This window comes from Flagellimonas lutimaris (genome assembly GCF_051494225.1).
Taxonomy (GTDB): Bacteria; Bacteroidota; Bacteroidia; order Flavobacteriales; family Flavobacteriaceae; genus Flagellimonas; species Flagellimonas lutimaris_A.
Genome location: NZ_JBNPYE010000001.1, coordinates 817,370 through 830,442, shown reverse-complemented (window position 1 = coordinate 830,442; position 13,073 = coordinate 817,370). Strand labels below are relative to the sequence as shown.

The following is a 13,073-nucleotide window of genomic DNA, read 5'->3' as shown; positions in this document are numbered from 1 at the left end:
AGGCCCGTCCAATTTTGGACGGGCCTTTTTATATTCTCTAAGTTTAAAACCTTATTTAAGGCTACCAACCATATCCTCTGGTTTAACCCACTCATCATATTCTTCGGGAGTTACATAACCAAGATTAACGGCCTCTTCTCTAAGTGTAGTACCATTTTTATGTGCAGTATTGGCAATCTCCGCAGCTTTGTAATACCCTATTTTGGTATTTAATGCAGTAACCAACATCAATGAGTTGTTCAATAAAGTATTAATGATTTCATGATTTGGCTCAATACCTGACGCACAGTTCACATCAAAGCTTACACACGCATCGCCGATCAATTGGGCCGATTGTAAAATGTTGGCCGCCATTACCGGTTTAAACACATTAAGCTCATAATGACCTTGCGTTCCACCAACACTAATCGCAACATCGTTACCCATAACCTGTGCACAAACCATGGTCAGTGCTTCGCATTGGGTAGGGTTCACTTTTCCGGGCATAATGGAGCTTCCTGGTTCGTTGGCCGGGATTATAATTTCACCAATTCCCGAGCGTGGACCAGAAGCCATCATACGGATATCGTTCGCAATTTTGTTCAAAGAAACAGCCAATTGTTTCAAGGCACCATGACTTTCTACAATGGCATCGTGTGCTGCTAGTGCTTCAAACTTGTTTTCTGCAGTTACAAAAGGCTTACCGGTAAATTCAGCAATATATTTAGCCACCAACACATCGTATCCTTTTGGTGTATTCAAACCGGTACCCACGGCAGTACCGCCCAAGGCAAGTTCGCTCAAGTGTGCCAAGGTATTCTTTAGTGCCTTTAAACCATGATCCAATTGCGAAACATAACCTGAAAACTCCTGTCCCAAGGTTAGGGGAGTGGCATCCATTAGGTGGGTTCTACCAATTTTAACTACATCTTTAAACTCTTTGGATTTTTTATCCAAAGTATTTTTGAGCTGTTCTACTCCCGGAATGGTAACCTCAACTATTTTTTTGTAAGCCGCGATATGCATTCCTGTTGGAAAAGTATCGTTGGAAGACTGACTCTTGTTCACATCGTCATTGGGTTGGATGGTTTTTTCACCTTCTCCAATTTGTTTCCCAGCAATTTCATGCGCACGGTTGGCAATCACCTCATTTACGTTCATGTTGCTTTGGGTACCGGAACCCGTTTGCCAAATGACCAGTGGAAATTGGTCATCGTGTTTGCCATCAAGAATTTCATCGCAAACTTGGGAAATAAGGTCTCTTTTTTCTAGACTTAGCACACCCAGTTCTTGATTGGCATAGGCTGCGGCTTTTTTTAAATAGGCAAACCCGTAAACCACATCCAAAGGCATGGATGCAGGAGCTCCAATTTTAAAGTTGTTGCGGGAACGTTCGGTTTGGGCGCCCCAATATTTATCGGCGGGTACTTTTACCTCGCCCATGGTATCTTTTTCAATCCTAAAACTCATAGTTTAAAATTTTGTCCTACAAAGGTAGGATATAGGGCATTTATATGGTAGTTGATTCGAATAAATACACTTTTTTTCCTTATGGATTTGTTTTTTTTGATAAGAAGAAAGTATCTTTGTTAAAACAAAAGGATTTAAGATGTTCGATTTTGACCAATATTTAGGTTTTTTAGCTTTTTTAACAATTTTGACAATCGGTTTTTGGTTGATGATATTCTTGTTGACCTTTGTAGTACCTTATTGGTTGATTGGCAACCTTAGGGAAATGTTTAAAGAGAGAAAAGAGGCGAAACAGGCCCAACTAGAGGAATAAAAAAAGAAGCCATTTTGGCTTCTTTTTGTTTTTTGGTCAATACAAAACTAAAGATCGGTTTATATTAAAACAGTCAATTTGATATCGTTTTAACTTATAACATAAAAAAAAGGAAGCCATTAGAGCTTCCTTTTTTCATTGTATAAAGGTTGGTTGGTTTCTGTTGTTAAGTTTCTACCCTTGATATTGTCCTTCGTTATCTTCACCACCACCTTGTCTTCCACCGCGCTGACGCTGATTTTTAGGTTGATTAAATCGGTAGATGAAAGAAAGGTTTGCTTGTCTTTTTCTCCACTGGAACACCCGGTCTGCCGTAAATGTAGCCGTTTGGGTAAACGATTGGCGTTTTCTTGAGTTGAACACATCGCTGACGTTCAAGGATAAGGTTGCTTTATCTTTGAACAAATCTTTGCTCATAGCCAAGTTTAAGGAAAATATACCTTCTGTTTTTGTTTGTGCATTTTGTCTAGGACCAAAGTAAAACGAGTTCGCCTGTAGTTCAATTTTTCCCGGTAATGTAAATTTATTGCTCATCCTGGTAAAAAAACTGGAATTTGAAGTACCATAATCAATACCATTGAATTCCCCATCGGTAGTAAATGTAAAGAAGTTTACACTACCGTTTAAACGCCACCATTTGGTAGGACTATATATTATACCAGCCTCGGCACCAATACGTTCGTTGGTGGACAGGTTGATGGGAACCGATCTTAGAATTTGGATTCCGTCCGATGTAAATTGACCCGTTTCTTCCGTAATAAATTCAAAAGACCTTGTTTCCCGCTGATAATAAACAGAAGAGGTAAGTGTCAATTTTTTCCATCTTTTCATGTACCCCAGATCAAAGGCATTGGCAAATGCTGGATCTAGGTCGGGATTACCTTGAAAAACATTGGTCCTACTAGATCTAGATGGAAATGGGTTGATAAACCATCCTCGAGGTCTGTTGATTCTACGGTTATATCCTATTGATATATTTTGGGTCTTTGAAATTTCATAAACAAAGTTTACTGTTGGGAACAACCCTAAATAGTTCTTGTCAAAGTTAAGATCAACATCTTCTCCTACAAGCTCTTCAAGTGCCTGACTATCAATATCAGTATTAACTTCACCTCTTAATTCTGTGTTTTCCAAACGTAAACCGACCAACACGGAAAATTGTCCATATTTGTTTCCATACTGGGTATAAAGGGCATTTACATTTTCATGATACGTAAATATGTTGGTAAGATCTTTATTGGTAATAAAATCACCTGTTCCTTGATTGAGAGTATCCAATTGGTAATCGTTCACTTCCTTTTTAAACGTACCACGATAACCGGCTTCAAATTGGGCATCTCCCATAGGCAATACGTAATCAATCTGGGCCAAAATATCATCTTGTTTCTGTTTTTCATAAATATTTTCCAGTGCAATCAGGCTATCACTTGGAATAGTTCGGTCTTCACGAATACCCGTTAGAACATCTTCATTGTCGTAGGAATACTGAAAATCAGCAGTCAACTTTTGCCCCTCATCATTAATATTATTGGTGTAGTTTAATGAGAATTGTCGGCTGTTATCGTTTTCATTTTGATCTTCCGTTCTAAAAGTTCTACTGTCCAAGTTCCCGTCCGCAAAACGTTGGTTGTCATTTTCCGTCAAATCGTTTTCATCGGACCATCTATAAAAAAAACTACCGGTTACCGATGATTTCTCTGTTAGGAAGTACTCCATTCCCAAATTAATGTTGAAACCATCGTCATTTCTACTTATTTCCCTATCCTCAATGATCCTATCAAACTCACTCCGTGCAGATTGATAGGTATTATCGTTACTTCCACCTCCTGGAGATTCTCGGTGGAAATAACCTAGAGTGTTAAATATGTTGAACTTCTCAGTTCTGATATTGAAGTTGGTAGTGGCCCTGGCATTAAAGGGAACACCAACAGTTGTGTTTATAGATCCATTGATACCCAAAGTCTTCTCTTTTTTGAGTACAATGTTCAAAATACCTGCCGTACCTTCGGCATCATAACGGGCAGAGGGACTGGTAATTACCTCTACTTTTTCAATAGCATCGGCAGGTAGTTGTTGTAGTACGTCGGTCGAACCAAAACCAGCCAATGCGGATGGCTTACCATTAATAAGAATACGAACATTATCATTACCTCTTAAACTTATACCTCCTTCAACATCAACAGAAACGGATGGTATATTGCCCAAGGCATCACTGACGTTACCTCCACTTGTGGTAATATCTTTTCCTATGTTATATACTTTTTTATCCAAGCGAACTTCCACGGTGGTTTTTTCTCCAACGACCTCAACCTCTGCGAGCTGGGCAACATCTGGTGATAAAGAAATGGAGCCTAGATTTGTATTTGAGTCATAGGTTTGACCTTGAAGCGAATAGGTTTTATAAGAAATAAACTCTACACTAATATTATAAGTTCCAGGACTTGCTTCGACCTCAAAATTACCTGAAATATCAGTGATTCCTCCGGTAACCTGGTCGGGACTATCTGCATTTTGTAATACAAACGTGGCGTATTCCAGTGGTTGTCCGGAATCGGAATCAATTATTTTTCCCGAAATTGTGATGGGTTTTTGTCTTTGCTGCGAAATACCTTGAAAAGCTGACAGCGTTAACAGTAATAACGGGATTAGTATCTTATGCATAGTTTGGTTTTTACCATGCAAAAATTGGGTGAAAAAAAGAGGGCAAGAAATATTTATCCCTCAACAACGTATTTGATCCTGCGAATGACCTTAAGGAATTGTTAATCTTTGTTCCTTTTCCTCTTTTTCTTCTTCTTGGCCTTGAATCGATTTTCTTGGAGTTCCATAAAGGCTTCGTATTTATCTTCGGGAAGACCTGCCTTTAATTCTGCGTCTTGACGCCTTTTTATTTTCTCGACCTCTTCTTTCATTTTAAGAGGTTCCAACTCCAATATTTGAAGCTCGATTCGTTGTTGTACGGATTGCACCAGTGAAGTTCGAACCACAGCCTCCTCGAAAGGATCCAATTCCAAAGCTTCCGAAATAGAGGGCATTTGTTCATCCACAATTTCCTCCGCGGTAAGGGGAGTTTCCTCTTTTTGCGATTCCACCGGCCCCGCTTGCGGTATATAACTACGTCCTCTACCATACATGCCTCGGTTACCGTAAGGTGATCCATAACCGTATTGTGCAGATAGGTCGTTAAAGGCTAAAACACCAATAAGTAAGGTAATATAGAACAGGGTTTGCGTATTTTTCATGATATAAAGATAATATTTAGGTTTAATTTACGCTTTAAACCGATGTTAAATGTAGTTGGATATCAGGATTATAGCAATTTTGAAATATTCTCAGGAGGCCTTCCCACGACAGCTTTATTGCCATTGACAACGATGGGTCGCTCTATCAATTTTGGGTTTTCGGCCATAGCGGTGATCACCTCATCATTGGACAAGGTTTTGCCCTTAAATTTTTCTTTCCAAATAGCTTCGGTCTTACGTACCAAATCAATCGGAGAAATCCCCAAATATTCAATTAATGTTTTCAATTCTTCCTTGCTAGGAACATCATCCAAATATTTTACAACTTCGAATTCTTTTCCAGATTTTTCCAGAATGGCCAATCCTTCTCTGGATTTTCTGCATCGTGGATTATGATATATTTTGATCATGATTTTTTGGTTATTCTTGTTCTTCTTTTTGCCCCATCATCATTAGATATGCCTTTAAAAATGCGTCCAAGTCTCCGTCCATTACGGCGTCCACATTGCCGGTTTCCTCTCCTGTGCGCACATCTTTAACCAATTTATAAGGATGCATTACATAATTTCGGATTTGTGACCCCCATTCTATCTTCATTTTGGAGGATTCAATTTCGGCTCGAGCCTCTTGTTTCTTACGAAGCTCTATTTCGTACAATTGAGACTTCAACATTTTCATGGCCGTAGCCCTGTTGTCGTGCTGTGAACGAGAATCGGAACAAGAGATTTGAATTCCGGTAGGTTTGTGCACCAATTGAACCTTGGTTTCCACTTTGTTCACATTTTGTCCTCCAGCACCACTGGAACGTGCTGTAGTAATCTCAATATCGGAAGGATTTACCTCAATCTCGATACTGTCGTCCACCAATGGATACACATAAACCGAGGCGAAGGATGTGTGTCTTTTAGCGTTACTGTCAAATGGGGAGATACGCACCAAACGATGTACCCCATTTTCACCTTTAAGCCAACCAAAGGCATATTCACCTTCAATTTCCAAAGTAACGGTCTTGATTCCGGCTACGTCACCAGCTTGATAGTTGAGTTCTTTTATTTTGTAGCCGTTCTTTTCGGCCCACATCATATACATGCGCATAAGCATGGAGGCCCAATCGCAGCTTTCCGTACCACCAGCTCCTGCCGTAATTTGCAGTACGGCTGTAAGCTCATCACCTTCGTCCGAAAGCATATTCCGGAATTCCAGCTTTTCAATGGCCCGTTGGGCTTTATCAAACTGTTTGGTTACTTCATCCTCGGAAACCTCACCAGCTTGTTGAAACTCCATGAGCACTTCAAGGTCGCCAATCAATGTTTTGGCTTCCTCAAAATCTTCTACCCAGTTTTTTTTGGATTTTATGGACTGCATTTGCTTTTGGGCTTCTTGTGGATTGTCCCAAAAACCAGGGGCGAGGGTTTTTTCTTCCTCGTTCTCTATTTCAATAAGTTTGGCATCAATGTCAAAGATACCTCCTTAACGCACCAAGGCGCTCAATAAGATCTTTCTGTTGATCTGTGGTTACCATGTATTCTATTTTGAGGTAAAAATAAGTTTCTTTCTGCACATGACCTTGCGTTAGATGGAATACTATTTATAAAATCAAAATATTAGATAGAGGGTTGAAAAAAACGAAATACATAAAAATTTTGATTCAATTTCATCAATTTTTTACTTATTGATACATATGGTTTTTTGACAGGGATATTTAAAATGATTTCCATATTTTTAAGCTCAATATTTCAACCAGGTTATGAAGAACACTACTACGCTCATCGCTTTATTTTATTTTGTGTGCACCTCCTTAGGGGCGCAAACTTTTGAAAAGGCAAAAGACTTTCAAAAATTCAATGGTTATTTCAATTTTTATTATGATGATTCCAGCGACAAAATTTACCTTCAGGTAGATGACTTGGAAAAGGACTTTTTATATGTTTACTCCCTGAGCAGTGGCATAGGAAGCAACGATATTGGTCTTGACCGAGGGCAATTGGGCAATGAACAGGTGGTATTCTTTAAAAAGGCAGGAAAAAAGCTGTTATTGGTACAGCCCAATCTTGAATTCAGGGCCATTACGGATAACGAGCTGGAGCGAAAATCAGTGGAACAAGCCTTTGCGAAATCCATTTTGGAAGGATTTGAGATCGTAGAAGAATCCAAGGGTAGCTACCTGATAGATTTCACCGATTTTTTAATGCGTGACGCCCACGGAGTATCCAACCGTTTAAAAAGAGCCAAACAAGGTTCGTATAGTTTGGATAAATCCAAAAGTGCGTTGGCCTTTGATCGCACCAAAGCATTCCCTAAAAATGTAGAATTTGATGTAACCCTTACCTTTAAAGGAGAACCACAGGGCGCTTGGATTCGTTCTGTAACACCAACGGCTAGTTTGGTTACCGTAGCACAACACCATTCGTTGATTGAACTTCCGGATGATAATTTTGAGAAACGTCTTTTTGATCCCCGAAGTGGAGGCTACCCTTTCTCTTATTTTGATTACGCAACTCCTGTTCAGGAATCATTGGTAAAAAGATTCATTAGAAGACACCGTTTAAAAAAGAAAGATCCTAACGCCGAGGTAAGCGAAGCGGTAGAACCAATTATATATTATTTGGATAACGGTACTCCAGAACCAGTACGTTCCGCTTTATTGGATGGAGGCAAATGGTGGAACCAAGCCTTTGAAGCTGCAGGATATAAAAATGCATTCCTAATGAAAATGCTTCCAGATGATGCCGACCCACTCGATGTTCGTTACAATGTAGTGCAATGGGTTCACCGTTCCACCAGAGGATGGAGTTATGGAAGTAGTGTTACTGATCCAAGAACAGGGGAAATTCTAAAAGGCCATGTTAGTTTAGGAAGTCTTCGTATTCGTCAAGATTTTATGATTGCACAAGCATTAATGAACAAACCTTTTGAAGAAAGAGACGATAATTATGAGCCAATGTTGGAATTGGCTTTGGCGAGAATCCGTCAACTCTCTGCACACGAAATAGGGCATACCCTTGGTTTTGCACACAACTTCGCAGCGAGTACCAACAATAGAGCTTCCGTAATGGATTACCCACATCCACAGTTTGAGTTGAAAGGTGATGAAATCAAATTTGATAATGCTTATGATACAGGAATTGGGGAATGGGACAAGGTAATTGTTACGTATGCCTATTCAGATTTTCCAAGTGGTACCGATGAAGAAGCAGCCTTGAATGCTATATTAAAGAAAGCCCAAGACGATGGACTACGTTACATTTCCGATCAAGATGCCCGCCCAAAAGGTGGTGCACATGCATTGGCTCACTTGTGGGATAATGGGAAAAATGCTGGCCAAGAATTGGAGAGTATGTTGGAAATACGAGAAAAAGCCATCGAAAACTTTTCTATAGACAACATCAGAACTGGAGAAGCCTATTCTATTTTAGAAGATGTTTTTGTACCCTTGTATTTCTTCCATCGATACCAAACAGAGGCCGTTTCTAAAGTTATCGGGGGTTTGGATTACAATTATGCTGTTAAAGATGGGGGTCAAACGCCGGTTAAACCAATAAATGCAGCTATTCAGGAAGCAGCTATGGAATCAATCCTTAAAACATTGGACGCTGAAGTTATTGCTGTTCCCAAGGATAAATTGGACCTTTTTCCTCCCAGGGCGGTTGGTTTTGGCCGTTCTAGGGAATCCTTTAAAGGAAGAACCGGTGTAAGTTTTGATGCTCTTTCTGTGGCGGAGACCGCAGCGGATATGACCTTGGAATTGTTATTGCATCCAGAGCGTGCATCCCGATTGATTCAACAAAGGAGCTTGAATAAAGGACAAATGGGATTACAAGAAGTATTGGATGCCACCATAAAGGGTACTTTTGACTTGTCGCACCGTGATGCTTACGAAGAAGAAGTGCAGAACACTATCAATTTTAGAGTACTTTATCATATCATGAACTTGGCAGCTCATGATGATGTGCATCCCCAAGTAAACGCTATTGCCAATGAAGCTTTGAACAATTTAAAGACACAATTGTTGAGCAATGGTAAAAACGCTATTTCTGCCGAAATGGTAAAAAGAATTGATGCCTTCATGAAAAAGCCTTCTGAATTTAAACTGATTCCAGCTTCTAAAATACCGGATGGATCGCCCATTGGTATGGACTGCATGGACTAAATTATTTTATGGAAATAAACTTAATAAGTGATACCGTCACTCGACCTTCAGTAGGAATGTTGGAGGCTATGATGAATGCAAAAGTAGGGGACGATGTATTTAAAAACGACCCTACAGTAAACCAATTGGAAGCCAGAATAGCTGAATATTTTGGCATGGAAGCAGCACTGTTTTTCCCCAGTGGTACCATGACCAATCAAACAGCGATAAAAATCCATACCCAACCTGGAGACCAGTTGATTTGTGATAAATATGCACATGTTTACAATTACGAAGGGGGAGGAGTAAGCTTCAACAGCGGGGTTTCCTGTAAATTGGTAGATGGTGACCGCGGTATGATGACTGCCGAACAGGTCGAAGCATCCATCAATCCACCCGATTTTTACCACAGCCCATTGACCTCATTGGTCTGCATAGAAAACACCACAAATAAAGGAGGTGGTGCCTGTTGGGATTTTGAGGAATTAAAAAGAATCCGAAAAGTCTGTGATAAGCACAATTTAAAATATCACTTGGATGGTGCCCGGCTTTGGAATGCCTTGGTAAAAAAAGGGGAGGATCCTAAAGCCTATGGAAAGTTGTTTGATACCATTAGCGTATGCTTGAGCAAAGGCATGGGATGCCCCGTGGGTTCCGTTTTGGTTGGAAGTAAAGATGATATTGACAAAGCCTTGCGTATCCGTAAAATTTTTGGAGGCGGTATGCGTCAATCGGGTTATTTGGCCGCAGCGGGCATCTACGCCTTGGAAAATAATGTAGAGCGATTAGCAGAAGACCACAAAAAAGCGGAAGAAGTAGGGGAGGTGCTCCAAACCTTGGATTTCATTAAAAAAGTGGAACCAATTGAGACCAATATTATCATTTTTGAAATTAATGAATCCAAAATGTCATCTGAGGCATTTTTAGATCAATTGGCCAAAAATCAAGTATCCATCATCGGGATGGGGCATGGAAAATTGCGCATCGTCACCCATTTGGATTATACCGATGCAATGCACCAGCATTTCTTAAAAGTTTTGAAAAGTATTGGATGATTGTCACTCCGAGCACAGTCGAGAAGTCTAGAAGGGTCTCGACTGTGCTCGACCTGACAATATATAGTCGCAATGTCACTTCGAGTGGTTTTGGCAACGCCAAAATTATATCGAGAAGTGTATTAAATGTTCTATAAAAAAGTTCTCGATATTTTTCCTTCGTGCAGGGCACTTCAGAAACACTCGAACTGACAAATTCATATCAAGTCTAAGTGTCCAGTAATCCAATTATCTTATAATCTAACAAATCAGACCAGACATTAGGTCCATCGATTTATTGCGCTCTGGACTTGACTAATCTACTTCATAAAAGCATCCATCCCAGGAATGTTCGGCATGCCCTCTTTGGCGACGGCTGCCAATTCAGCTTCATTTACTTTGCTGGCTTTTTCAATGGCTTTGTTCAGTGTCAGTACTAGATAATCTTCCAATTGCTCCTTATCTTCCAAAAGAGAATCATCAATAGTAATGGATTTTATTTCTCGATTGGCCGTCAAGGTCACTTTTAACAATCCGTCGGTAGATTCTTCATCAATCATCACGGTATTCAAACGCTCCTTTGTGGCTTCCACCTTCTTTTGGGTCTCCTTTATTTTACCCATCATTCCCATAAGATCTCCAAACATAATTTTCTTTATTTAACAAGTGTATTATCAAAAGTAGTAATTTGGTTAAAACACTGACCCATGAAACAAACTATTTCAAGAACCCATATTCTGGTTTTATGCCTTATTTTTGCGACCGCTTGCAAAAACAACAAAGACGAATCCATGAGTATAGCTCCCCCGGTAGCACCCAAACATCCGACTCAACTCGAGAAGCACGGTGATGTTAGAATCGATGATTATTATTGGATGAACAATAGGGAGGACCAACAAGTCCTTGATTATTTGAATGCTGAGAACGAGTACTATCAAAAAATGACCGCCCATACCAAAAAGTTTCAAGATGAACTTTTTAAGGAAATGAAAGGAAGGATTAAGGAAGATGACTCCTCTGTTCCCTATAAATTGGATGGATATTGGTATATCACACGGTATGAGGAGGGTAAGGAGTATCCCATTTATTCAAGAAAAAAGGAAAGCTTGGATGCCGAAGATGAATTGTTGTTTGATTGCAACGAAATGGCCAAAGACCATGAGTTTTTTAACTTACGTGGTGTTTCCATAAGCCCGGATAATACCATGGCTTCCTTTGGAACGGATACCATTTCCAGAAGACAGTACAATATTCAGGTAAAAAACCTCAAATCAGGGGAAATCTATCCTGATATCATTGAAAATACGACAGGAAGTTCTGTTTGGGCCAACGATAACAAAACGCTGTTCTATACCAAAAAAGACCCGGTTACCTTACGTTCCGACAAAATTTTTAAACACGTTTTGGGAACTTCTTCGGAAGATGATGAGTTGGTTTTTCACGAAAAAGATTCTACATACAACACCTTTGTTTACAAAACAAAATCCAGAAAATATATCGTAATCGGTTCTGGGAGCACATTGACATCAGAATATAGAATTTTGAATGCTGATGATTCCGATGGTGAGTTTAAAGTGTTTTCCCCACGGGAAAAAGGAGTGGAATATGGCATCTCTCATTTTGAGGGTGATTTTTATGTGTTGACCAATAAAGACGGTGCAACCAACTTTAAATTGATGAAAACCGATGAGAACCATACATCATCAGAACATTGGGAGGAATTTGTTCCCCACCAAGAAGATGTTTTATTGGAGGATGTAGAGATTTTCAGGGATTATTATGTGGTAACCGAGCGTAATAATGGTCTCAACCAAATGAAGATTGCCAAGTGGGACGGTTCCGATAGCTATTATTTGCCTTTTGACAGCGAAACATACGTAGCTGGACCCTCTGTTAATCTTGATTTTGATACCAAGGTGCTTCGTTACTATTACAACGAAATGGGATCTCCTTTTGCTATTATCGATTTTGATATGGAGACCAAATCTAAAACCGTAAAGAAGGAACAAGAGGTTTTGGGAGGTAAGTTTAATAAGAACAATTACAAGACCGAACGCTTGTGGGCCACAGCCAGAGACGGCAAAAAAGTGCCAATTTCCTTAATTTACCATAAGGATACTCCCTTGGATGGGACCAGTCCGTTGTTGCAATACGGTTACGGTTCATACGGTGCTACGATCGACCCTTATTTTTCATCGATACGGTTGAGTTTGTTGGACCGGGGATTTATATACGCCATTGCCCATGTTCGAGGAGGTGAGTATTTGGGCAGACCTTGGTATGAGGATGGTAAATTGTTCAAAAAGAAAAATACATTTACCGACTTTATAGATATCTCTCAATATTTGATTGATGAAAAATACACCAGTCCAGAGCATTTATATGCTATGGGCGGTTCTGCAGGAGGTCTTTTGATGGGAGCTGTCATCAACATGGCACCAGAACTGTATCATGGGGTTATTGCGGGCGTGCCCTTTGTGGATGTGGTAACTACTATGCTGGATGATACCATTCCGTTGACCACTGGAGAATATGATGAATGGGGGAATCCAAACAAAAAGGAATATTACGATTACATTAAATCCTATTCCCCTTACGATAATGTGGAAGCCAAGGAATATCCCAATATGTATGTATCCACAGGCTTGCACGATTCGCAAGTGCAATACTGGGAACCCGCCAAGTGGGTGGCAAAGTTGAGGGAGTATAAAACCGATGATAACCAGTTGTTTTTGGATACCAATATGGATGCAGGGCACGGAGGAGCATCGGGCAGATTTGAGGCTTTAAAGGAGACCGCAAAGGAATATGCCTTTATTTTAGACCTAGAAGGAAAAGCTTTTTAAAAATAAAATGTTACATTTGCACGGAGTAATTTTCTTATTTACGTAAGAATTATTCCCTAC

General features: G+C 39.9%; 9 protein-coding genes. 3 read left to right on the top strand and 6 right to left on the bottom strand.

What is annotated here, in order from left to right:
• Positions 1-51: 51 nt before the first annotated feature.
• The 5 genes from fumC to prfB form a co-directional block, all read right to left on the bottom strand.
• Positions 52-1,449, bottom strand: coding sequence for a class II fumarate hydratase (gene fumC / locus ACQQ5U_RS03720; protein ID WP_437395597.1), 1,398 nt, complete (start codon positions 1,447-1,449; stop codon positions 52-54).
• 487 nt (positions 1,450-1,936) lie between these two features.
• Positions 1,937-4,423, bottom strand: a complete 2,487-nt coding sequence (locus ACQQ5U_RS03715; protein ID WP_437395596.1) for a TonB-dependent receptor domain-containing protein — start codon at positions 4,421-4,423, stop codon at positions 1,937-1,939.
• 101 nt (positions 4,424-4,524) lie between these two features.
• The gene (locus ACQQ5U_RS03710) at positions 4,525-5,004 is read right to left on the bottom strand and encodes a hypothetical protein (protein ID WP_437395595.1); all 480 of its coding nucleotides are present in this window, start codon (positions 5,002-5,004) and stop codon (positions 4,525-4,527) included.
• Between the two features lie 68 nt (positions 5,005-5,072).
• Complete coding sequence (gene arsC, locus ACQQ5U_RS03705) at positions 5,073-5,414, bottom strand: arsenate reductase (glutaredoxin) (protein WP_437395594.1); 342 nt, start codon at positions 5,412-5,414, stop codon at positions 5,073-5,075.
• Positions 5,415-5,424: 10 nt separating this feature from the next.
• Positions 5,425-6,526, bottom strand: a protein-coding gene (gene prfB, locus ACQQ5U_RS03700; protein WP_437395593.1) for a peptide chain release factor 2 whose coding sequence is annotated in 2 segments (ribosomal slippage) — positions 5,425-6,462 and positions 6,464-6,526 — 1,101 coding nt in all. Because the reading frame shifts where the segments join, the coding sequence is not laid out codon by codon here.
• Positions 6,527-6,751: 225 nt separating this feature from the next.
• Between prfB and ACQQ5U_RS03695 the strand changes: the two genes are divergently transcribed.
• Both ACQQ5U_RS03695 and ACQQ5U_RS03690 read left to right on the top strand, forming a co-directional pair.
• Positions 6,752-9,154 (top strand): zinc-dependent metalloprotease, encoded by a 2,403-nt coding sequence (locus ACQQ5U_RS03695; RefSeq protein ID WP_437395592.1) that lies wholly within the window; start codon positions 6,752-6,754, stop codon positions 9,152-9,154.
• An 8-nt stretch (positions 9,155-9,162) separates the two neighbouring features.
• Positions 9,163-10,188, top strand: a complete 1,026-nt coding sequence (locus ACQQ5U_RS03690; RefSeq protein ID WP_437395591.1) for a threonine aldolase family protein — start codon at positions 9,163-9,165, stop codon at positions 10,186-10,188.
• Between the two features lie 299 nt (positions 10,189-10,487).
• On the opposite strand, the gene ACQQ5U_RS03685 is transcribed toward ACQQ5U_RS03690, so the two are convergent.
• Entirely contained in the window at positions 10,488-10,814 is a 327-nt protein-coding gene (locus ACQQ5U_RS03685) for a YbaB/EbfC family nucleoid-associated protein (RefSeq protein ID WP_437395590.1), read from the bottom strand.
• 60 nt (positions 10,815-10,874) lie between these two features.
• On the opposite strand from ACQQ5U_RS03685, the gene ACQQ5U_RS03680 reads away from it, so the two are divergent.
• Positions 10,875-13,013 (top strand): S9 family peptidase, encoded by a 2,139-nt coding sequence (locus ACQQ5U_RS03680; protein WP_437395589.1) that lies wholly within the window; start codon positions 10,875-10,877, stop codon positions 13,011-13,013.
• Positions 13,014-13,073 lie beyond the last annotated feature (60 nt).

Bases quoted from the DNA above. Each gene is read 5' to 3' on its own strand.
- ACQQ5U_RS03695 (WP_437395592.1), top strand. From the start codon at position 6,752: ATGAAGAACACTACTACGCTCATCGCTTTATTTTATTTTGTGTGCACC.
- fumC (WP_437395597.1), bottom strand. From the start codon at position 1,449: ATGAGTTTTAGGATTGAAAAAGATACCATGGGCGAGGTAAAAGTACCC.
- ACQQ5U_RS03685 (WP_437395590.1), bottom strand. From the start codon at position 10,814: ATGTTTGGAGATCTTATGGGAATGATGGGTAAAATAAAGGAGACCCAA.
- ACQQ5U_RS03715 (WP_437395596.1), bottom strand. From the start codon at position 4,423: ATGCATAAGATACTAATCCCGTTATTACTGTTAACGCTGTCAGCTTTT.
- ACQQ5U_RS03690 (WP_437395591.1), top strand. From the start codon at position 9,163: ATGGAAATAAACTTAATAAGTGATACCGTCACTCGACCTTCAGTAGGA.
- ACQQ5U_RS03680 (WP_437395589.1), top strand. From the start codon at position 10,875: ATGAAACAAACTATTTCAAGAACCCATATTCTGGTTTTATGCCTTATT.
- arsC (WP_437395594.1), bottom strand. From the start codon at position 5,414: ATGATCAAAATATATCATAATCCACGATGCAGAAAATCCAGAGAAGGA.
- ACQQ5U_RS03710 (WP_437395595.1), bottom strand. From the start codon at position 5,004: ATGAAAAATACGCAAACCCTGTTCTATATTACCTTACTTATTGGTGTT.